This window comes from Phenylobacterium sp. GW823-FHT02A09 (genome assembly GCF_058797775.1).
Genome location: NZ_JBXAJZ010000001.1, coordinates 1,220,543 through 1,239,729 on the forward strand (window position 1 = coordinate 1,220,543; position 19,187 = coordinate 1,239,729).

A 19,187-nucleotide genomic window follows, 5' to 3' on the forward strand; every position below is an offset into this window, starting at 1 on the left:
CGCTCCGCTTAGCCGAGACGCAGCGCAGCGAGGGCGGCACCAGCGGTGCTGGTGTCCCACTGAGCGCCTGCGATGAGGGTGTTGCTGGTCGAGACGTTGGTCAGGACGCCCGTCGCCGGCACGTAGTAGACGGGGTCTCCGACCGCGACGGCGACCGAGGCCGAAGCCACGATGACGCCCTTCTTCATGACCGCGACGGTGTCGTACTGAGCGTACTTGTCGCCGTCCTTGGTGGGATCCAGCACGGCGATGCCGGCGAACTTCACGGTCGCTTCGGAGTCGACCACCTGGTTGTCCAGGGTCCCTTGAACGCAGACCTTGCCGAAACCGATGCCCTCGGCGTCTTCAGCGACGCGGCTGACGATCACGCAGGGCTCGGAGTTCAGCACCATGCCCTCGACCCAGCGGGCGTGCGTGGCGCTGTAGGTGGTTTGAACCGCGGGCATCAGGCAGCTCCTTTCCAGGCCGACTGCATGTCGTCGGTCATCGCCTTGTAGGCGGCGTCAGAGGTGGTCGCCTGGGCGCCACCGCCGCCGTTGATGGCGTCACGCACCGGATCGGCGCCGTTGGCCTTCAGGCCGTCGGCGAGGATGTCGAAGCGCGCGGTGATGTATTCGTCGGACTTGTCCTTGACCGCCGCGTCGCCGGCCTTGGCTTGGACAACAGCCTTGCGGATGTCAGCGTCACTCAGACCGTCGGTCTTCACGTCCTTGGCGATCGCGGTGGCGGTCGAGACCAGTTGGGCGCGGGCGGCCACTCGCTTGTCGAGGTCGGCATCGCTCAGTTGGCCGGCCTTGAGGGCGTCGATTTCGGCGTCCTTCTTGGCCAGGTCGGCGTCTTTCGACGCCAGGGCGGTTTTGTGCTCGGTCTGAGCGTCGCCCAGCGCCTTCCGGGCGGCTTCCCGCTCTCCGGTCAGCTTCTCGATGGCGGCGGCGCCTTGGTCAGTCGTGCTGACAGAAAGGCCGTCGACCATCACAGTGCGCAGATTGTCCGGCATGTCCGGGTCCTTTCTGTCTGCTGCGTGGATAGGGCTCGCACCCCAAGTCGCCGCACCGTCGCCGATGCGGACCTCGTGACCCGCCCTGCCCCGCGCGACGATCGCGACGTGGTTCAGACGGATGTTCTTCTGGATGGCGTCGTAGGCCTCGCCCGCGTCGGTCACGCCCGGCGAAAACTCGACGTCGCAGGTGTAGCCGGCGGAAAGCTGGCGTTTGCCGGCCTCGATGTCGTCGATCGCCCCTTGGTCGCTGACCATGAGGGGCACGCGGATGTAGATCCCCTCGCCCACCACCTCGTCGGCGCTCTGGCCAACGGCGTACTTCCGCCAGTTGGCGGCCGTGACCAATTCGGGCGGGTGGTCGTTGGTCACCGGCCGATGGGCGGCGCTCGCCAGCGTGGCCTGTGAGAAGACCTCGGCCCCGGGCCGATAGACCCGCACGACGTCCATTTCCGGCTTGCCGACCTCCCGGCCCGCGTAGAGCTGAATGCCCGTACGGGCGATCCGAGCGTCGGCGACCAGATAGCCATCATCGCGCCGCCGCGTTCCCGCGACCGCGACTGCGTCGGTGAATTGCATTTGAGCGCTTTCGGGCTTATGTTTTCGACAGCCGCCCGTTGTTTCGGACGTTAGCTCGGGGACTGCTTCGGCAGGGCATCAGAGCAGGGCGGCGCCCTTCCCCTCATCGCTTCCACATCGTCACCATGTCGAGCCGGCGTTGCTTTGGCCGCGCTTCGGCGACGTAGACGTACTTATGCGGTCCGATCGTCGCGTGGATCTCCACACGGCGCGGGCCAAACTTGCGCTGCTCGGCGGGGTGATAGTTTCCCGTCCGAACGATCTGCGGAAGCCGACCGAAGTCCTCCCGAGCGAGAGCTTTCTGGCCTCGCGCGCCCTCTGCTTTCGCATCGCCGTGCTGCTTCAGGGCGTGCCGCATGGCTTGGTTGCTTGCCGCGTGCCGGTAGCCTCGAGCGTCGACCCCAAGCACAGCGGACAGCGCGGCTGGCCGGCGAACAGCCCCCAATAGGACGTGCTCGATGTCGTTCGCGCCGGCCTTGCTCAGCGCTCGCTCTATCCGACCACCCGTAGGGATCCATCGACCGTCACCGCCGCGGGGCTGATTCGGGTCGAAGCCCTTGCGAGGCCCCAGGTGCCCGCCGTGCTTGCGCCTGCGAGCATCAAAAGGGCGGACGGCGGCTCGCCCACCTCCGTCAGCGTCTACCGCCGTGGCCTTCCCAACTTGTTCGATTTCTTCGCCCCCACCGGCCGGGTCGGCCTCGTGCTCGGGCTTCTCAACGAGCGGGCCGTGCTTCTTGATGGCCGCTTCGATGCCCGGAAGGCTGCCGTCTTCGGTGAAGGTGTTCACTAGCGAGTCCGAGAGCGCCAGGATCGGCAGGAGCGGACCGCCCTTGGCGCCGGCCAAGGCTCGGGCTGCATCGGCCTTCGCCTTGAAGACCTCAGCCTTCTCCTTCTCGGACATGCCCCAGAGCGGCGCCCACTCGTAGTAGATCTCGTCAGGTCGTGAGCCGAGCGCGGACCGGATCACAATCTGGTCCAGCCGGTTCAGCGCTGGCTCGAGCTCAATCCGCTGCCGAGCGGCGATGTTGTCGTAATAGTTGCGAAGGTCGGCGTCCCCGGTGCTGTTCAACCCACCCGGGCTCTCCCCAAGGAGGCGCGTCACCGGAATGTCGGCCGCGCCGGACGCGATGGTCAGGTACTGCCGGATCAGCTCGGGAAGCTGCGCGAAGCTGATCTGCTTCTGCTCCCACTTCTCGCCGCCAGCGTTCGGACCGCTTTGGCCGGTCCCTTCCAGCAGCAGCATGTTGAACATCGACTTGACCGAGTTCGCATAGGTGAACCGGGCCGTCAGCTTGGCCTGCCCTGCCGGCGTGGCCGCATAGGTGGACAGGCCGGGGATGTAGACGACGTCGGTCTTGGCCTCAGGGATCAACGCTGCGACGTGTGCCTGGCTCGATCCAGCGTTCTCCAGCGCGTCGTAGAGAACCTGGAGGATGCTATCACCCCAGGTATCGTTGCCCACTGCGCGGCGGTCGAGGATCGGAGCGCCATCAAACCGCACCATGCGAGACGGGTGGATCCGCACGGGCGCCCCGTCAGCCCCACTGACCTCGTAGTAGGTCGGCTGCCCGAAGAACTCCGACGTGACGTCCAGGTTGGTCTCGCCGCAGGTCACCTCGTATCGGCTCAGGACGTGCAGATACTGCAGGTCGCCGACGCCAACATCGTCCGCAGTCAGTTCCTCTTCCGGCGTTGCATTCTTGATGCCGATGTAGATTACGGCGCCGCCCAGGAGGCGGGCCACCTGTAGCGCTCGGTTGACCTTGGTCTGTAGGTTGATCAGCGGAGCCTGCTCGACCGCTTCCAGCTTCTCGATCTGGTCGCCTTCGGCCTGCCAGTTGCGCCACTCCCGGGTCATGTCGTTTGGGATGATGTCGACCACCTTGCGCGCCAGCCAGTCGCCGCGGTGCATGGCGTTCAGTTCGTCCGGCTTCTTCACGTTGAGGACGTGGACGAGCGAGGTGTTCTTGTCCTTGGCGGTGCCGAGGCCGCTTACCAGGTTCTTGAGGCTGTCGACGATCTGCATCAGTCGATGACCTCCATCAGCCCGTAGCGGAAGCCCGTATCGAGCTTCAGTTCAGTGATCGCCCAGACCAGGGCGTCCATGCGGTTCGGCGACTCCTCGCCTTGGTAGCCGGCCGGCGTGGTCGCCAGCATCTCCGCCTCCATGAGCGGGAACTGCTCGCGGTGGCGTATGCGGTCCTGGTCGTAGAGGCCAGCGACAGGCTCGGCGCGGACGTGCTTGCCGCGGCTGGCCGTCACCATGACGACGCGCGCGTTGACGTTGGCGCCGCGCAGCGTGCTCTCCACCATGTCGCCGCCGAAGTTCTTCTCGGCCACGACGCAGTCGGCGCCCCAGCGATCGACGCACTTGGCAACCGCCGTGGCCCAACCAAAGGGGCTGGTGGCCGGGCACGTCGCGTCTTCAAGGACAATCGCGCCGTCGCCGTACTCAGCGACGGCCACGATGCCGACGTCGTCTCCGCCGCCAGAGGGGTCGACGCCGACAACCACCCTGCCCCACCCGCTCTCAGCGAGGCGGCCCATCTGCCAGGCCCGATCCAAGCCCTCGCGGTTCCAGATCGCCCCCTCGACCGACGGCATGTAGCCGCCAAGCCAGATCCAAATCGCCCGAAGGCGGTTCTTCTGGAAATCGAGCTCCATGAGCTCGCGGAGAGCGTCGGGGAAGTACGGGTTCTGGTCGTAGTTGATCTTGCGGACGATGGCCCGCTTGGGCTTCACCGGGCCGCGGAAGAAGACGTCGATCGGGTCCGTCGCCAGGCGCGGGTTCCAGATCGCCCAGAGTTCCGAGATCGCCGTGCGGAGGATCGTCGGCAGCAGCACGTCCAGAGACGCCTGCCGGACCTCCTGAGCTTCCTCAAGGATCGTCAGGCCCGCCCCTTCGAGCGACTTGATCCCCTCTGGCTTGTTTCCCTTCCAGAGGCCAATGAAGAGGATCTTCTGGCCGGCGCGGCCAACGAATGATCCATCGACCTCGCGGAAATAGGTGTTCAGTAGCCCGTAGTGCTCCAGCCGGTTGCGGACCAGCTCAAGCGACGACTCCTTCAGGTTCGCCATGATCTCCCGAAGGAAGATCACCCGAAGCCTGGGCGTGATCACCGCATGGAAGATCGCCGCGTCGACGAACTCCCAGGACTTCGCCCCGCCCCGCCCGCCGAAGGCCCCGCGGTAGCGATATGAACCAAGCGGCTTCTCGGTCAGGAACCGATAGGCCGGGATCGGCTCATAGATCACTAGTCGGTCTCGTAGTCCTCGTCGCTCGGCTTGGGCGCAGGGCCGGCCGGCGCGGTGACGTAGGTCACCGTTAGAGCCCCAATGGTCGAGGCGTCCACGTCCACCGACTGGCGAGGCTTCCCATAGGCGCGATCGAGGATCGCAGTCGCCGCCGACACGCGCGCCGCGCTCGGGGCCTTCTGGTTGTTCGCGACCGAAACCAGCGTGTTCAACGCCGCCTCAGCGTGCTCCTTCGCCATCTCGGCGACGTCACGCTTGGCCTGGCTGACTGAACCTTTCTTACGGCCCGCACCGGGGCGAGCACCGCCACGTTGGGCCATGTTTGATTTCTCTGATTGTTTTTCAAAACGCCCCAACTAACGTCCTGCCCCGGGGAGGGACAGGCATGTCTGACTGGATTGGCAGAACACTCGGGGCAGTGGCTGAAATAAAGGTCGGCCCTGGAGTTTTAGGACGGCTAGGCTCTGTAATTATCGCGAGCCTGATCGTGCTCGCCGTAATTGCGGTTGTGGTGGGGTTGGCCACTGGCGACCTGAACGGACTGATGACTATCGTCTATCTGGTCTCAGGCCTATCGGCGCTCTACCTCATCGTGGCCTTCATCTATGCGCTCCTGCAGCCAGAAGCTGCGGCAATGGAGAGTGCACACCTGATGCAGTACCGGCTGAAGGACATGGGAGCGAAAAACGTGACCCTCGAAGGTCGCGCCAAAGAGATGCTCAACATGCAGCCAACCACGAACCCCAACGACAAGCCCGTTGGCGAGGACGACTAATGGCGCAGCACGGCTACATGCACCTCAGCATCATTTATGCGAGCGCGCCCGCCCCAAATCACCTGGAAGCCAAGCTGACGCCGCTGGCCACAGACTGGGTGCGTTATGGTTCAGCCAATTGGATCCTGTGGACCGACAAGTCTGCAATCACCCTCTACGAGATGACGCGCGACGTGCTCGCACCGGACGATTTCTGCTTGATCCACCGCATGGACATGACGTCGCCGCCAAACGGGTTTCTGCCCATGTGGATTTGGCAGTGGCTAAACAAATTCCGCGACCCCAATACGGGCTACGTTGGGCCTACCCCCGACGAGTTTGCCATGTTGAAGGCCATCGAGTCAGCGCGTGCTTGGAACTTGCCGCCCCCGCCGCCGGCACTCAAAATCTCACCACCCTAGGTCAAACGCAAAACCCCGCCGGGCGGGGCGGGGTTCTCCAGGCGCGCGACGCGACCTTAGCCACATGTATGGGTGATTTGCGCGGAAACCTCAAGGGGTTGTGTCGTCGCGCTCCCGAAGCAGCGCTTTGAGGTTCGCGCTGGCCGCCTCGTTGCGTTCGAGTGCGCAGCGTAGCTCCTTGCTCATCGTCGAGGACCCAGCGCCGGCGCGACGGTGCGCGCTGAAGCACCAGCCCGCTAGCAGTCCAAGGGCCAGAGCCGCCAGAGCAATGCTGGCGCACGCCGCGGTCATACCCTCACCGCCCCTAGATAGACGCCGGCCAAGTCGAGCGCAAAGCCAAGCTCGGTGGCCATGGTCTCGGCGTCGCGGTCCTTCCCATTGGCCAGTTGGCGGACAGTGACGCCCTGGCCGACGACGGCACACAGCCGCTCATAGAGCACGGCGCCGGTCACCTGGCCGACTGACGACACCATGTGGCGCTTCACGCCGTCGACCTCGAACTGGGCGTGCAGGCGGCCGGCCATCGGGTTGGCGTCGCCCCCTCCTCCGCCCGTGCTGTCGTTGAGGCACGACTTCATCGGGTCGTCGGTGGCCTTCAGGTACTTCTCGCGGAACAGGCGGCCAGCCTCGACCCGGCCTGAGCTGTAGCGACCCTTGTTGACCAGCCAAAGCCAGCCGTCGCGGGTGGAGACGCCGGTTTCGGCCTTGTGGGTCGGGGCGCCGCGGGCTTCGGCCAGCCGGGCCTGCTCAGCCTGCTGGGCGCTCATGTCCCAAGCGGCATCGAGTTCGCCCAATCGCTGATTGAGGTCGATGATTCCATCGCGGGCAGCCGGCAAATTCTTCGCCATGGCTGCAGCCTCAGCGCGCTCCAGTTTCTTCAGCACGCCATAGTACCGATTGGGGTTTCCCTCGATGCGCCGGCGCAGGATCTGCAATTCGTCGGTCAGACCGCTCAGGGCGAGACCGGCCTTCATCGCAGGGGTGGATTTCAGGGCGGTCGCGTTCATTCGTTGGCTCCCTTCGCCGAGTTTTGTTGTCCGTTGCCGCCCTCGGCGATGCCCTGGCGGCGCATGAGGTCGCCGATCGAGACGCCACCAATCCGGCAGTTGGCGACGATGCGGTCGTAGCTGCGATGGCCGGCGGTGCAGACGGCGCGCTTGCCTCTGGTGATCCGCTCAAGTGCGGCCTTGGCTTCCCGACCGCCTGGAGCGTTCAGCTCGGGCGCGTAGAAGTCGGCGACGCGGACCTCGACCCAGCTGGCCTGCCCCTGCCCGACAGCGACGCACAGGCTGTCGCCGTCGCCGACGTAGGTCACCGGCCCGCTGAAGGTGGCGCCGCGCGACAAGTGCGATGGCAAGGGACCGCGGTCAGGGATGGCTTTGCAGGGGTCGGCTTTGGCACCCCCTGAAATCAGGATACTCACTGTAATCGCAAGAGCTATCCGGACACATGACATGGCCCAAACAGACGATTTCAATGCCATCGAGGATCGATCGATAGCGCGATGGTTCAAGTTCATCGAAAGATTCCTGATGGTGGCAGCAATGGGCGCGGCCGCTCGCGTCACGACCTCGCCGTGGGTTGAGGGGCTATACTTCATCACCCTGATAAACCTGACCGCATGGTTCGGACTAGGCATTCGCCGGCTTATAGACGAGCACTTTCCAATATCTGACACCTTCGGAAAGCTGCATAAATTCAACACATCGCTTCGACTGGTTTTGACTGTTGCTGTCATTCTTGTTGCAACGTTTTCAACGAACCACTTCATCTTCAAATTGGTCGATGAGTTCGTAGCAACCGTGAAGTAGTCCCGCTCGCCCACTTATGCCACCGCGCGCCGACGCGATACGGCCTGAGAGCTGGCGTATGCCTCGAACTCGGCGCACTCGCTGGACAGGTCGGGGTCTGAGACCCGGAAGCGCTGCTTGTCGTCCCGGGCCTGATAGGCCAGATGCAGCCATGCGCGCTCGCTGTCGTCCTGCCCGCCGTCGATGACGCGAAGGGGCGAAGCGCCATCAAGGCGCGCTTCGACGCTCTCGCGTCCACAGAGGGTAGATTGCCCTGTAGGGGCATCTACCTCTGTGGGTATGGATGCGGAGCAGGGTTCAAGCAGCACTTTCGGGGCGTTTTCCGCTGCTTGAATTGTGCTTGAAGCACTGCTTGTAGCACTGCTTGAAGCAGCGTTCTTCGCCGCCTTGGCTCGTCCCCCGGCGCTCGCGCGCTCGGCGTTCTTGCGCTTGCGATCCGCCGCCTCGACCAGTTCCTCGTCCGCGCGCTTGTTGCGCCAGCGGCCGTCCTGGACGTGGAAGAAGCGTTCAAGTTTGGGCCGGTTCTTCTTCCACGCCTTGGCGTCCAGGCCAGTTATCGCCGCCAACTCTTCGTCATCGTCGAGCGGCGGCCCGTTGACCCAGTAGTCCATGAGCAGCAGCAAGTAGGCGCCGTGCTGCTCCGTGGTGAGGCGCTTGGTGTCCTTCAGGTAGTCGCCGATGACGAGCGGCATCCAGGTGTCGGGCTTGGCGTCCTTGGTCATGCTGCGAGGCTCCAACGTCGTTCACGCGGGCCGCCCTCGCCTGCCGTCACCCGACCTTCGCGGGCAAACGCCGTGAGCTGCTGGGAGACGTACAGTTCCTTCTCACCGACGACGGTGGCGATGGTCGGGGCGGACATAGGACGGTCCGCCAGGGCGCGAAGGATGCGGCCCCCTAGCGGCTCGTGCTGGACGACCGGGTTCATGAAGATCACCGCCGCGCCGGTCAGCCGGCGACGGGCCTGGACGGGCGCGGGGTCCGCTGCAGGGGCGGCCGCGCGCGGTCGGCGAATGGAGTGGCCCGGCGTGAAGGGGCTATTGCGAATGCTCGCCGCGTCGCGGTTGCGGGCCGCGTGGCGCGGGTCGCGCTTCAGACCGAGCTTGCTCGCCTTCTTGGCGACCTGCACGCCCGTCTTCCCGATCGCCGCGCCAACGACAGAGGCAGGCTCTCCCGCCTTGATGTAGCGGGCCTTCAGGACCTCGATCTCGTCTTTGCTCCAGACGAGCTTAGGGACGTGAGCCGGGATCTCGTGCAGAGCGCGAACGGCGACGACCTTCCAAATCTTCCAGCCGAGCACGGCGGCGATCTGGCCGTCGTTCATCGTCGCGATGCTGGCGCGGATCTGCTCGACGTCAGCGGGTGTGTGCGGGCCGGCGGAGTTGGCCTTGGTACGGGGCTGCCTCATGCCGCCACCTCGTCGAACAGTGAAAGCTGGGTGGGAGCGGGCGGCCACTGATGCAGCGGGGTACACGCGTTCATTTTCGCCAGTTCGCGCTGGACCGTTGCTTCATCCGGCACGTAGCCGAGGCGGGCGAAAATCTCGTCCAGCGATCCGGCGGCGCAGTCGAAGCAGACGCCCTCGCGCCAGTCGCGATGGCCCGCGGCCCTGGCGTTGGTGTGGGCCACCTCGCACTTCAAGCAGGTCGGGGCGGCCTTCATGCTGCCACCTCGTCGAACTTGGTCGACTGGTTGCCCCACGTGGTCCAACCCGGGCGGGACTGGCGCGCAAACATCTCGAGGTATGGGCCGCCGACTAGGCGCTCGATCCGCCCATGAATGTCGGGCTTACGGGAGTGCTCACGCCGCGAAGCCGCGACGACCTGCCGGACGTCCGCATTCAGCCGCGTCGGCGAACCGCGGCCAAAGACCAGGGCGATTTCAGCCTGCTGCCGGAACCAGTAGCCCATGCCGATGTCGCAGATCGGCGCGTCGTCAAACATCTCTAATTGACCGGGATGCCGGTCCTTGATCCAGACCGGGCCCAGCGACCGATAGGTGAACCCCCAATGGCCCGCCAACTCGATCGCCTGCGGCACGTGTGAGGAAATGACCCACATGATCAGCAGGCAGTCGGTCGCCGCGACCTCGGAGACCGGAAGCGCCTTCAGCTCTTCGAGCGTCATGGTGGGATAGGGATCTTCCCCGAGCGTGGGCACGCGATCATCACCAGAGTAGGTGCGGAACCCCCACGCCGGGTCCATGTAGATGCAGCCGAAGGGGCCGCGAGGAAGGCTCATCCGACCCACTCCCCGCTGTCGCCGACGCCGAGGGCGGCGAGACGCTGATGGACACGCTGCTTGACCGCCTCCAGGCGTTCGACGGCGTAAGTGAACCCGCGGGCCAGGCACATGCTTTCGAACCGGCTTTCGATACCGGCCTCTTCGATGTGCAGGGAGGCGGCCTTGCCGCGCTCTATCGCTGCCCAGGTATCGTGGCTCAGGGACATCAAGCCGCCTCCGCCAGTAGGGACCTGCGGATGGTCTGGTGGTCGCAGCCCCAGACCTTGGCGAGGCCCTTCACAGAGCAGCCGGTGAGGTCGATCACGCGGCGATAGCACTCGCGGCGCGCGGCGACGGCGGCCGGCTTCTGGGCCATGCCGAACAGAGCCACGACCTCGACACCATGCTCGAGAGCGATGGCGCCGGCGACGCGCTCGACGACGGTTCGGTCCGGGCGGCGGGCGTTGGGCCTCATGCCGCGTCTCCTTTGAAGAGCGCATCGGCGGCGTCGCGGCGTGTAGCGGCCTCCGACTTCCAGGCCGGCGCTATGTTGGTTAGGACGCCGACGATCACGCCGACGGCGCGGGCCTTCCCTGCGCGCTCGGCGAGCAGCGATCCGGTCGACCGCAGCAGGGCGCGCAGAACTTCCACGACGAACTCGGCGTCGCGGTCTTCGAGGCGGCCCATGATCTCCTTGAGGCCAAGGCGGGCGTGATCGCGCACGGCGGCGCGGCGGAGCATGGCGGCGGCCTTGGTGTCGCCGCGGCGCTTGCGGATCTCCAGTTCGTGGGGTTCGACGCTCACTAGCGTGCCCCTCCCCAAGCCCGGACCAGGACCCGGCGAACCTGGGCGAACTTGATCTCGTCGGCGCCGAAGAACTCCTCGGAGATCGCGGCGGCCATGTCGTCGAAGGGGATCGGCGTGCCGTTCCGGGCGAGCGAGATGCTGCGCTTCCGGTCTGGCCAGAAGACGATGTGGCCGCGCTCGGCGAGCCCATGGACTAGGCGATGGACCCCAGACTTGCTGGAAAGCCCCATGGCCAACCCGATTTCCTGAAAGGAGGGCGAGACACCGCTGTCGGCCAAACATCGGCCGATGAACGCTAGGCATTCATTCTGACGTGGCGTGAGGCCGGTCATCGAACCACCTCCCAGACGATCGCCTGCCGGCCGCCCATGGCCTGACCACGGGCCCCGCTGTCTCGCACAAGCCCCCTGGCCGACAGTTCGGACAAGCGCGGCCGCACGTTCATCAGCGGCTCTTTCATGCGGTGAGCGATCTGCTCCGGCGTGCCGGGGGCCTTCTTCAGCTCATCGAAAACTCTCGCCCTCAGGCTCTTGGCCTGAGGCGCGATAGCCTCAGCGGCAGCCCTCGACGTCTCCCGGACCTTGAAGCCGGGGCCGTTGGGGTAGCTCTGGAAGATGTCGAGTTGCTGGGTCATCGCCCGAGCCTCATCGAGATCCCGGGCGCCAACTGAATGTGCGCCATGTCGGACACTTCAATCGGCTGCAAGATGCCGCGGATCAGCGTGTAGAAGCCGTCGCGCTTCTCCTCGCCTTCGTCGTGCCAAGCTGCGAGCTCAAGCTCGTCCCATCGGGCGACCAGTGCCACCCAGTATGGTCCGCCACGAATACCCAGCTCCTCCAGGCCGGCCTTGGCCTCGGGCGCGGCCTTGAGCAGCCGTAGACACCTACCAAAGTCAGCAGAATCTCGCGGATGTTCCGGCCGGCTCGGCATTTGGCCGAGAGAGGTCAGCGCGATCGCCTTGCTCGACGCGCCCGTATCTTTGCCGCCGAGCCATTGGAGGATAGCGGTCGACATGGCTCAGATCTCCCCAAGGGCGGAGAGGTAGAGGTCGGTAATCGCTTCTTCCTCGAGCCGCTTGGCGCGGTCCTGCTTGCGGATGCGAAGCACCTTGCGCAGCACCTTCACGTCGAAGCCGTTGCCCTTGGCCTCGGCGATGACCTCTTTGATCTGCTCGGCGATCTCGGTCTTCTCCTGCTCGAGACGCTCGATGCGCTCGATGATGCTCTTGAGCTGGCCCTGGGCGGCCTGGTTCAGGATGTCGCCGTGGGCGTTGTCGTCGGACATGGGAACTCCCCCTCCTTGAGAGCCGCTTGAAAGCGCCCGGCGGCTGGTCGGGCTTGGGTGTGGTGAAGTCGCGTCAGCGGCGACTAGCGTTGCCGTTCTGTTCCCGCATGGGATCGCGCCCAGGTCTCAAGGGCCGACCCCTGACGGTGCAGGGCCAGGCCGGTCTTTCGAATTGACCAGCCGAGGGCCTGGGCGAGCGGCCTCACGAGCCTGATACAGGCGCGCAAGACGATCCTCCCGGGCGGCGATCTCGGCTTTTTCACGGGCGATCTCCGCTTCGATTTCGTTGTCGATGACCGGCGCCATGACGGCCCGGACGAATGGCCAGCCGAAGTGCGCTGCGAGCGCGTCTTCCAGGCGGTGGCCGCATGAGTTGGTGTCGAGCAGGCGCTGGACGTCGCGCCGGTCCTGGCGGATGCGGAAGGCGACCTCAGCAACGGAGGTCTTCTCAGCCGCCATCCGGTCGCGCACCCAAGCCGCGATGCGCTCCCCGCGATGCGCGGGAAGTGTGGTTTTTTCTCTAGAGAACCCCATGGCCAGTCCCGTCATGTTTCACCACGACGGACGACAGCGGCGGCGCAGGAGCGCGACGGATGGAGACGGAGGCCGAGAACAACCCCCTGGTTCTGGAACTGATCGCGGCGGCTGTGGAGGCAGGCGCGAACAGACGAGCGGCCCGGCTTCTGCCGAACGCCGCGCGAGCCTTCATAGGGCTCGCCGAGATGAACAGCCGGCAGGTGAGAGCGCTGGCTGAGCAAATTGTGGAAGCGGCCCGCTCCTGAGCGGCGCCCTCCCCTGCCCACCCGCCCCAGGAAACCGAGGGCGGGCGAAGGCATGTGTGAATAGTCGCCAGGACGGCAGCCCCAGAGGGGGAAGGCGTGGCCGCCGTCCTGGCTCAGGCGGGGTTGTGTTGCCGCCCCCGCCACGCTGCAGCAGGCCCCGGAGAACGACCCGCCTTGCGTTCTGATTGTTGGATTGACGCCCCCCAGCATGGCCTAGGCGCTCCCGCCCGGCTGCTCGAAGAACCATTCGGCCGAGAGCGAAAGCTTTCGCCGCTTCGCCTCGTCACGAAGGCGCTCAAGAAACGCGTAGGGAGGAGCCTCGCGTCCGCTCTCGTAGCGCGAGACGCGCGACCGGCTGACCTGCCCGATCCGGGCAAGTTCTTCCTGCGTCACGTCGAAAACGTGCTTCCGGACGTACTTGATCGGGCTGGGCTCGTTCATGAGCACTATTAGTGCGCGATACGCACATATTGATCAAGCAGAATTTGTGCGTACTACGAACGTGAGCGCTGCGCACAAATCGCCCACAACCGTGAGCATGGCCGATGATGCTCCGAAGAAGCCGCGCGGGAGACCGCCCAAAAAGGCCGATCCCAATACGGTCGGTGGGCGCCTGCAGCGCCTGCGGCTCGAGCGGCAGCTAAGTCAGGACGACCTCGCCGATATCCTGGCGATCTCGCGCCCGATGATTTCGAAGTACGAGGACAACACCCATCCGATGTCGCCCGACGCGCTGAAGCGCGCGGCCGACCGCTTCGACGTGACGCCATCGTTCATCCTCTTCGGCGAAGAGGTCATCTACGCAGAGCATTCCGCTCCCCTGGCCGGGGTGGTGGGAGCCGGTGCGCCGATCGAGGCGATAGAGGACACCGACCCAACTGCGGTGGCCGTGCCGAGCAACTTCGCGGGAACGGTTGCCTTTCGCGTACGCGGGGATTCCTGCCTCCCCGTTTTCGAACCCGGCGATATCCTGATCGTCCAGAAAGACAGCGCTTCTGCCGAGAGCGACTTCCTCGGTCGCTTCTGTGTCGTGGAGACCGGAGGCTACGGTTACGTCAAGGAAGTCCGCAAGAGCATCGACATTCCTGGCCAGGCGCCGCGTTACAACCTTTGGAGCCCAAACGCCGACACCATCGAGGTGCGCGAACTCCAATCGGTACGCCCCGTCCTTCTCCGCATCCTGGGTAAAGCTCAATGACCTTCGGCAAGCCCTACCTTGCAGCAGCTCTTGCTGTGGTCATCGTCGCTCCGAGCAACGCTGTTGCGCAGGCGACGAAATTCAATCTGACCTGCAGCGGGACGCTGCAAACCCTCGCGCCCGCTCTGCTGATCGACACCACCAAGGACTATTCGTCGACCTATCGGATCGACCTAGACGCCATGACCTGGTGCGAGGCCGACTGCAGCGCGACACACCCGATTTCTGAAGCCACGCCTACCGCCCTCACCCTGCAGTACATAAGCACCGACACGCCGCGCGAGTTCGAAAAGCTCCGCAACTACATCTCGCGCGAGACAGGCCGGCACTCGATCGTCGCCGAGAGCGGGGTCGGAACTAGGCGTATGGCCATGTTCTGGAAGGGCCAGTGCGAGCCCGGCGAGTTCACGGGCTTCCCAAAACCCGTGACGAAGTTCTGATAGCAAGAGCGACCGGTTCCCTTTGCGACCAACCACCCTCCCTTTGCATTCGGTCCAGTCCAACTTCGCCGGATACGAACAACTCGCAGCGATCTATCGGACTGCAGCCAGCGCTCCCACGCAGACCGTAGCGCTCAACTGCGCCCGAGTCGGTTGGGTCGACGCCAACATGTCTGCGCCTTTCGCTGCAGTTCGCCACCTGCTTCGCGACCGACACGAACGGCTCCTGCGGCTCGCTCACCTGCGCACCGACATTGCGCGAACGCTAACGGACGTCGGCTTCTTCAATGGCGGCAAAGCCCGGAAGACGATGGTTCCGCTCAGGCTGTTCGGCCAGGGCCAAGCAAGGTCATTTGCCGCCTATACGCAGAGCCAACTTGCGGACAAGGGCCTGCCGACCATGAGCGCGCAGGTGTCAAAGCGTGTCTTTGAGGGCATCGACGAGATTTTTCAGAACTTCGAAATTCATGCGCGTAGTGAAGCTGGGCTTTATGCGTGTGGGCAACTCTACCCACGAAAGGATTTGCTCGTCTTTACGCTGGCAGACATGGGTGTCGGTATCCCGGAGGTGGTCTCGCGGTCACTCGGTCGGACCATGAAGGCATCAAACGCGATCGATTGGGCCATGACGGGCACCAACACCACTCGACAAGGCGATGTGCCCGGCGGCTTAGGCCTGAAAATCCTGCGCGACTTCATTGAGCTAAATGGCGGCACACTCTCAGTGGTCTCTGGGAGCGGCTTTTGGTGCAGCGCTCCGGGCGGGACTCGTCGTAAAGAAATGCTTGATCCCTTCCCGGGCACAATCGTGACGATTGAGGTAGATACGTCCGACCCCAAGGGGTACCAGATGGTGGACGAAATTGACCCAGACTCGGTGTTTTAGAATGGCAGACGTTGTGGAGCGCCGGCTCTCTCTGACGAAAATCGTCGGGAGCCCGTTCTGCGTTGCCATTGACGACGGCAACGCTGTGCATGGACAGATCGCTGACGCCATCGACCAGGGCGCGGTGGCAATCGTCTCCTTTGCTGGAGCGCGGCGCCTTACGACTGCATTCCTCAATGCATCGATCGGCCAACTCTACAATGAGTACGACGAGGATACGATCCGAGAGCGCCTGAGAGTCGTGGAGGCTACGCAGGATGATTTGCGCCTCTTGAAGCGGGTTGTGGACAACGCAAAGACGTTCTTTGCCAACCCGCAACGCGGAGCAGCGGCGTTGAAAAACCTTCTCGGCGATGACTAAGCGCTTCGACGTTAAAAAAGCGGCAGATGTTGAGGCGCTATTTTCTGCGTCACACTTTCTGTTTGACACTAACGTGTGGCTTCGGGTCCAAGGCTACTTCACTGATACTTCCGATTATCGGTCTAGAGCGTACTCCGCATTCTACCGAAAGGCCTTGGAGCAAGACGCAAAGATCTACCTTCCGCAGGTTGTCGTCTCGGAATTTGTCAAAGTCAGCCTCGGCGCGATGGCGAGGGACGCGAATGCGGGCGAAGGCAAGGTTCACGCTCAGCCTGGGTACGGACAATGGATCGCGGACGTTTCAGACGACCTTTCGCACGTGGCCAAGGACACGTTCCGACTGGATGACGGCTTTTCCGGCTTGGATCTGGACGACTGCCTTAACCACTGCCAATCCGCGGCAATCGACTTCAACGACGTACTTATCGCGCGACTGTGCGCCGCCCACGGCCTGGTCCTTGTGACGGACGATGCCGATCTACGTTCTTGCGAAATCCCAATCGCCACAGCCAACAACAAGCTGCTGAAGGGCTGACCTTAGCAACCGTGTTCGCCCATTGAGCCCGCCCCACCGGGCGGGCTTTTTCGTGTGTGCTAGAAGCGGATGTCTGGGACCACGCCGTGACTAGCTAGCAGCCGCGGCTTGCCCCACTGCTCGAAGTCCGGGTCGCCCTCCACACAGTAGACCAGCGCCCCGCCAACCCTGCGGGCGGTCGCTTCCCCTGCTCGGCGGGCGGCGCGCTCCTGCTCGAATTGCCGCAGCTCGCCATGGGCCAGCTTGTCAGGCCCTGCTCGCCAGAACGGTTGTACGCAGAAGATCGTTACGCGCGCCAAGTCGTGCCCCCCATTTCTTAACGCCCATGGATTCCGGCTGGAGCCGCCGGGGTCAATGCAACCCTTGGCTACATGCGTCCGCAACTGACGCAGGCCGACAGCGCTCAACCATTTTGTTCGTTTTGCGCACTTTTGCCCTTGATCTATTTTGTGCGTTCTGCGCACTATTGGTCATCGGAACGGGGAGACACCCAATGGCCAACGCCTTCGAACAAGCCTTCGCTGAGATCGACCGCCAGGCCGCTGCTGCTCTTCGTCCGGTCTCTAAGATCGAGAGCCTGTCGAAGCTCCTGGCGCATCACCGCGCCGCGGCCCGCCAGCTGATCACCGACGCCAAGGCGCACCGCGCCTGGATCAAGAAGGTCGCCAAGACCAACGCCGGCGTCACCCGCTTCTACGGCGAGAACCTGGACCTCGTTTCGAAGTCCCTCGCCCGCCACCGCAAATGCATCGCCCGCACCCGCGCTGAACTGCGCGCGCTGTCGGTCGTCCAGATGAAGGAAGCCGCCTGATGCGAGCCGCCTCTGAGACCAAGCAACTGACCTATCGGTGCGCGGGAGGGACGATCCTGTTCCGCACCCAGCCGCTGGGACGCACCGACGGGACCGCCATCGAGCGGGCCAGGGACCTGATTGGCTTCTACAGCCGCGAGGGTCTGGCCTGCGCCAAGCGCGCCGATCCGGCGGGCGCTCGCTACTGCGCCACCCTCGCCGAAGAGCTGATCTACGCGGTCAAGGCTGCTGAGAACTGGCGCCGGGCCTCCACGACCTGCGCGCGGGCCGCGTGATGGCCTTCCGCTCTGAACACCGGGAGTGGCTCGACGAGATCGAGCGCGGCCCCCGCACCAATCACGCCCTGCTGGCCCTGAAGTTCGCCGCCTTCGCGGTCGGGCTCTTCACGGTCTGCGCCCTTCTCTGGAGGATCGGATGAGCAAGCCCGATTTCCTTGACCCGACCAAGGAGGCCAAGGCCGTCGCCGCGATCATTGCCGGCGCCCAGGTCGACACCGACGACGCCGAGCTCGTCCACGACACCATTGAAGGCGAGACGAGCCTGTTCGAGGCGGTCGACGCCGTCCTGGCGCGGATCGACGACGCCGAAGTGATGCTCGAAGGGCTGGCCGTGGTCATGGACCGGCTAAGCGCCCGCAAGGTCCGCTACGAACAGCGGATCAAGACCGACCGGGCGCTGATCGAACAGGCACTGTCGATCGCCGAACTGCCGAAGCTGGAGCGCCCGAGCGCGACTCTGTCGCTTTCGACCCGCGCGCCCAGCCTGCAGGTCACGGAGGAGTCCGACATTCCGGCCAAGTACTGGAAGGCCGGCGCTCCGACCTTGGACAAGAAGGCCCTGACCGCGGACCTGAAGGACCGCGCCAAGGCACTGGAAAGCCTCCCCGAGGACGCCGCTCAGCGTGACGCGCTGCTGGCGTCCCTTCCCGACATCCCCGGCGCGACCCTGTCGAACGGCGCGCCCAGCCTCACCATTCGGAGGGCCTAAGCCATGAACGCTCTCACCCCCATCCGCGCTCAAGGCGTCGTTGATTACACCGCGACCCAGCTTGGCTTGATCCAGCGCACCGTGGCGAAGGATACGAGCCGTGACGAGTTCGACCTCTTCATGGAGGTCAGCCGCCGTGCGCGCCTCGACCCGTTCCGCAAGCAGATCCACGCCCTCGTCTTCAACAAGAACAAGCCCGACAAGCGATCGATGTCGATCGTCACCGGGATCGACGGCTTCCGCGCCATCGCCGCGCGCACTGGTCGCTATCGGCCGGACGAGGAAGAGGCGGAGTACGTCTACGAAGAGGCCCTGAAGAGCCCGGCCAATCCGCTCGGCATCCTGAAGGCCACGGTCACCATCTGGATCGCCGACGCGATGCGTGAAGGCGGCTGGAAGCCGGTCAAGGGCTGGGCCTACTGGGAAGAGTTCGCGCCGCTTAAGGACCAGTGCGCCGAGGGCTGGGAGTGGGTTGAAACCGGCGATTTCTGGGAAGACAGCGGCAAGCCGAAGAAGCAACGCGTAGCCAAAGGCGATGTCGTCCAGGTGCTCGATACGAGCGGGAACTGGCCGAAAATGCCGCGCGTGATGATCGCCAAGTGCGCCGAGGCCCAGGCCATCCGCAAGGCTTTCCCCGAGGACACGTCCGGCATCTACGAGTTCGCTGAACTCGACCGCGCGAAGATCATCGACATCACGGCCAGCGAGTTGATCGAGGGCTTCCAAGAAGAGCAGCGCCTGAAGCGCGTCGGCGCCGCGAACACGATCATGTTCCAGATGTCGGCCACGACGCCGCTCGAACAGATCCCGCTGGGTCAGATCGCCGACCGCGTTCTCGAAGCCTCGCGCGAATGGGACATCCAGCAGCTTCGCTGGTTCATGGACGCCAACCGCCAGCCTCTTCAGGAGTTCTGGGCGCGCGCCCAATCTGACGCGCTCGGCCTGAAGCAGGAGCTTGAGAAGGCCCGGGACCGGCTCCTGGAAGGGGCCGCCGCCTGATGGCCCACCCGCTCGCAACATCCACCGACGAAGAGGCGCGCGATTTCTGCCGTGCGGTCC

The 19,187-nt window shown here is 64.6% G+C and carries 34 protein-coding genes; 14 read left to right on the forward strand and 20 right to left on the reverse strand.

All coding sequences use genetic code 11. The features are described 5' to 3' along the window. Positions 1-8 precede the first annotated feature (8 nt). The 5 genes from AC1Q87_RS06185 to AC1Q87_RS06205 form a co-directional block, all read right to left on the reverse strand. Positions 9-446 carry a structural cement protein Gp24 gene (locus AC1Q87_RS06185; protein ID WP_492608089.1) on the reverse strand — a complete coding sequence of 146 codons (438 nt, stop codon included), beginning with the start codon at positions 444-446 and terminating at the stop codon, positions 9-11. Then, positions 446-1,576, reverse strand: coding sequence for a DUF2213 domain-containing protein (locus AC1Q87_RS06190; RefSeq protein ID WP_492608090.1), 1,131 nt, complete (start codon positions 1,574-1,576; stop codon positions 446-448). Before AC1Q87_RS06190 ends, AC1Q87_RS06185 begins: the two co-directional genes overlap by 1 nt. Before the next feature lie 103 nt (positions 1,577-1,679). After that, entirely contained in the window at positions 1,680-3,602 is a 1,923-nt protein-coding gene (locus tag AC1Q87_RS06195; protein WP_492608091.1) for an anti-CBASS protein Acb1 family protein, read from the reverse strand. Then, positions 3,602-4,831 (reverse strand): phage terminase large subunit, encoded by a 1,230-nt coding sequence (locus AC1Q87_RS06200; protein WP_492608092.1) that lies wholly within the window; start codon positions 4,829-4,831, stop codon positions 3,602-3,604. The genes AC1Q87_RS06195 and AC1Q87_RS06200 overlap by 1 nt, the downstream gene beginning before the upstream one ends. Continuing rightward, positions 4,831-5,151 (reverse strand): hypothetical protein, encoded by a 321-nt coding sequence (locus AC1Q87_RS06205; protein ID WP_492608093.1) that lies wholly within the window; start codon positions 5,149-5,151, stop codon positions 4,831-4,833. The genes AC1Q87_RS06200 and AC1Q87_RS06205 overlap by 1 nt, the downstream gene beginning before the upstream one ends. 65 nt (positions 5,152-5,216) lie before the next feature. On the opposite strand from AC1Q87_RS06205, the gene AC1Q87_RS06210 reads away from it, so the two are divergent. Next, positions 5,217-5,606, forward strand: a complete 390-nt coding sequence (locus AC1Q87_RS06210) for a hypothetical protein (RefSeq protein WP_492608094.1) — start codon at positions 5,217-5,219, stop codon at positions 5,604-5,606. After that, positions 5,606-6,007, forward strand: a complete 402-nt coding sequence (locus tag AC1Q87_RS06215) for a hypothetical protein (RefSeq protein ID WP_492608095.1) — start codon at positions 5,606-5,608, stop codon at positions 6,005-6,007. Before AC1Q87_RS06210 ends, AC1Q87_RS06215 begins: the two co-directional genes overlap by 1 nt. 287 nt (positions 6,008-6,294) lie before the next feature. On the opposite strand, the gene AC1Q87_RS06220 is transcribed toward AC1Q87_RS06215, so the two are convergent. Beyond that, positions 6,295-7,014 (reverse strand): hypothetical protein, encoded by a 720-nt coding sequence (locus AC1Q87_RS06220; protein ID WP_492608096.1) that lies wholly within the window; start codon positions 7,012-7,014, stop codon positions 6,295-6,297. After that, positions 7,011-7,430 (reverse strand): thermonuclease family protein, encoded by a 420-nt coding sequence (locus tag AC1Q87_RS06225; protein ID WP_492608097.1) that lies wholly within the window; start codon positions 7,428-7,430, stop codon positions 7,011-7,013. The genes AC1Q87_RS06220 and AC1Q87_RS06225 overlap by 4 nt, the downstream gene beginning before the upstream one ends. 31 nt (positions 7,431-7,461) lie before the next feature. On the opposite strand from AC1Q87_RS06225, the gene AC1Q87_RS06230 reads away from it, so the two are divergent. Then, the gene (locus tag AC1Q87_RS06230) at positions 7,462-7,818 is read left to right on the forward strand and encodes a hypothetical protein (protein ID WP_492608098.1); all 357 of its coding nucleotides are present in this window, start codon (positions 7,462-7,464) and stop codon (positions 7,816-7,818) included. A gap of 14 nt (positions 7,819-7,832) precedes the next feature. On the opposite strand, the gene AC1Q87_RS06235 is transcribed toward AC1Q87_RS06230, so the two are convergent. The 12 genes from AC1Q87_RS06235 to AC1Q87_RS06290 form a co-directional block, all read right to left on the reverse strand. After that, complete coding sequence (locus tag AC1Q87_RS06235) at positions 7,833-8,540, reverse strand: YdaU family protein (protein WP_492608099.1); 708 nt, start codon at positions 8,538-8,540, stop codon at positions 7,833-7,835. Beyond that, positions 8,537-9,223: a hypothetical protein gene (locus AC1Q87_RS06240; protein WP_492608100.1), complete on the reverse strand. Its 687-nt coding sequence runs from the start codon at positions 9,221-9,223 to the stop codon at positions 8,537-8,539. Before AC1Q87_RS06240 ends, AC1Q87_RS06235 begins: the two co-directional genes overlap by 4 nt. Continuing rightward, entirely contained in the window at positions 9,220-9,477 is a 258-nt protein-coding gene (locus AC1Q87_RS06245; RefSeq protein WP_492608101.1) for a hypothetical protein, read from the reverse strand. Before AC1Q87_RS06245 ends, AC1Q87_RS06240 begins: the two co-directional genes overlap by 4 nt. Continuing rightward, entirely contained in the window at positions 9,474-10,055 is a 582-nt protein-coding gene (locus AC1Q87_RS06250) for an MT-A70 family methyltransferase (RefSeq protein ID WP_492608102.1), read from the reverse strand. The genes AC1Q87_RS06245 and AC1Q87_RS06250 overlap by 4 nt, the downstream gene beginning before the upstream one ends. Next, on the reverse strand, positions 10,052-10,264 hold the full coding sequence (locus AC1Q87_RS06255) for a hypothetical protein (RefSeq protein ID WP_492608103.1): 213 nt from the start codon (positions 10,262-10,264) through the stop codon (positions 10,052-10,054). The genes AC1Q87_RS06250 and AC1Q87_RS06255 overlap by 4 nt, the downstream gene beginning before the upstream one ends. Next, complete coding sequence (locus AC1Q87_RS06260) at positions 10,264-10,512, reverse strand: hypothetical protein (protein WP_492608104.1); 249 nt, start codon at positions 10,510-10,512, stop codon at positions 10,264-10,266. Before AC1Q87_RS06260 ends, AC1Q87_RS06255 begins: the two co-directional genes overlap by 1 nt. Then, entirely contained in the window at positions 10,509-10,841 is a 333-nt protein-coding gene (locus AC1Q87_RS06265) for a hypothetical protein (RefSeq protein WP_492608105.1), read from the reverse strand. The genes AC1Q87_RS06260 and AC1Q87_RS06265 overlap by 4 nt, the downstream gene beginning before the upstream one ends. Further along, positions 10,841-11,176, reverse strand: a complete 336-nt coding sequence (locus tag AC1Q87_RS06270) for a LexA family protein (RefSeq protein WP_492608106.1) — start codon at positions 11,174-11,176, stop codon at positions 10,841-10,843. The genes AC1Q87_RS06265 and AC1Q87_RS06270 overlap by 1 nt, the downstream gene beginning before the upstream one ends. Beyond that, a complete protein-coding gene (locus tag AC1Q87_RS06275) occupies positions 11,173-11,478 on the reverse strand; it encodes a hypothetical protein (RefSeq protein WP_492608107.1) in 306 nt (101 codons plus the stop codon). Before AC1Q87_RS06275 ends, AC1Q87_RS06270 begins: the two co-directional genes overlap by 4 nt. Continuing rightward, the gene (locus tag AC1Q87_RS06280) at positions 11,475-11,858 is read right to left on the reverse strand and encodes a hypothetical protein (protein WP_492608108.1); all 384 of its coding nucleotides are present in this window, start codon (positions 11,856-11,858) and stop codon (positions 11,475-11,477) included. The genes AC1Q87_RS06275 and AC1Q87_RS06280 overlap by 4 nt, the downstream gene beginning before the upstream one ends. Before the next feature lie 3 nt (positions 11,859-11,861). Next, positions 11,862-12,128 carry a nucleoid-associated protein GapR gene (gene gapR, locus AC1Q87_RS06285; protein ID WP_492608109.1) on the reverse strand — a complete coding sequence of 89 codons (267 nt, stop codon included), beginning with the start codon at positions 12,126-12,128 and terminating at the stop codon, positions 11,862-11,864. A gap of 126 nt (positions 12,129-12,254) precedes the next feature. Continuing rightward, positions 12,255-12,677, reverse strand: coding sequence for a hypothetical protein (locus AC1Q87_RS06290; RefSeq protein WP_492608110.1), 423 nt, complete (start codon positions 12,675-12,677; stop codon positions 12,255-12,257). Positions 12,678-12,721: 44 nt separating this feature from the next. Here AC1Q87_RS06290 and AC1Q87_RS06295 point away from each other — a divergent pair, with 44 nt between their 5' ends. Continuing rightward, entirely contained in the window at positions 12,722-12,910 is a 189-nt protein-coding gene (locus tag AC1Q87_RS06295; protein ID WP_492608111.1) for a hypothetical protein, read from the forward strand. Positions 12,911-13,123: 213 nt separating this feature from the next. Here AC1Q87_RS06295 and AC1Q87_RS06300 read toward each other — a convergent pair whose 3' ends face one another. Further along, a complete protein-coding gene (locus AC1Q87_RS06300; RefSeq protein ID WP_492608112.1) occupies positions 13,124-13,351 on the reverse strand; it encodes a helix-turn-helix domain-containing protein in 228 nt (75 codons plus the stop codon). Between the two features lie 97 nt (positions 13,352-13,448). Between AC1Q87_RS06300 and AC1Q87_RS06305 the strand changes: the two genes are divergently transcribed. The 10 genes from AC1Q87_RS06305 to bet all read left to right on the forward strand — a co-directional run bounded on the left by AC1Q87_RS06305 (position 13,449) and on the right by bet (position 19,127). Beyond that, on the forward strand, positions 13,449-14,108 hold the full coding sequence (locus AC1Q87_RS06305; RefSeq protein ID WP_492608113.1) for an XRE family transcriptional regulator: 660 nt from the start codon (positions 13,449-13,451) through the stop codon (positions 14,106-14,108). Beyond that, a complete protein-coding gene (locus tag AC1Q87_RS06310; RefSeq protein WP_492608114.1) occupies positions 14,105-14,548 on the forward strand; it encodes a hypothetical protein in 444 nt (147 codons plus the stop codon). The genes AC1Q87_RS06305 and AC1Q87_RS06310 overlap by 4 nt, the downstream gene beginning before the upstream one ends. Before the next feature lie 43 nt (positions 14,549-14,591). Next, positions 14,592-15,434, forward strand: a complete 843-nt coding sequence (locus AC1Q87_RS06315) for an ATP-binding protein (protein WP_492608115.1) — start codon at positions 14,592-14,594, stop codon at positions 15,432-15,434. Position 15,435: 1 nt separating this feature from the next. Next, complete coding sequence (locus tag AC1Q87_RS06320) at positions 15,436-15,795, forward strand: STAS-like domain-containing protein (protein ID WP_492608116.1); 360 nt, start codon at positions 15,436-15,438, stop codon at positions 15,793-15,795. Then, positions 15,788-16,330, forward strand: a complete 543-nt coding sequence (locus AC1Q87_RS06325) for a PIN domain-containing protein (protein ID WP_492608117.1) — start codon at positions 15,788-15,790, stop codon at positions 16,328-16,330. Before AC1Q87_RS06320 ends, AC1Q87_RS06325 begins: the two co-directional genes overlap by 8 nt. Positions 16,331-16,823: 493 nt before the next feature. Beyond that, the gene (locus AC1Q87_RS06330) at positions 16,824-17,141 is read left to right on the forward strand and encodes a hypothetical protein (protein WP_492608118.1); all 318 of its coding nucleotides are present in this window, start codon (positions 16,824-16,826) and stop codon (positions 17,139-17,141) included. Then, positions 17,141-17,416: a hypothetical protein gene (locus AC1Q87_RS06335; RefSeq protein WP_492608119.1), complete on the forward strand. Its 276-nt coding sequence runs from the start codon at positions 17,141-17,143 to the stop codon at positions 17,414-17,416. Before AC1Q87_RS06330 ends, AC1Q87_RS06335 begins: the two co-directional genes overlap by 1 nt. After that, positions 17,416-17,559 carry a hypothetical protein gene (locus tag AC1Q87_RS06340; RefSeq protein WP_492608120.1) on the forward strand — a complete coding sequence of 48 codons (144 nt, stop codon included), beginning with the start codon at positions 17,416-17,418 and terminating at the stop codon, positions 17,557-17,559. Before AC1Q87_RS06335 ends, AC1Q87_RS06340 begins: the two co-directional genes overlap by 1 nt. Then, a complete protein-coding gene (locus AC1Q87_RS06345) occupies positions 17,556-18,128 on the forward strand; it encodes a siphovirus Gp157 family protein (RefSeq protein ID WP_492608121.1) in 573 nt (190 codons plus the stop codon). Before AC1Q87_RS06340 ends, AC1Q87_RS06345 begins: the two co-directional genes overlap by 4 nt. Positions 18,129-18,131: 3 nt before the next feature. Then, complete coding sequence (bet, locus tag AC1Q87_RS06350; protein WP_492608122.1) at positions 18,132-19,127, forward strand: phage recombination protein Bet; 996 nt, start codon at positions 18,132-18,134, stop codon at positions 19,125-19,127. The last annotated feature ends 60 nt before the right edge of the window (positions 19,128-19,187 follow it).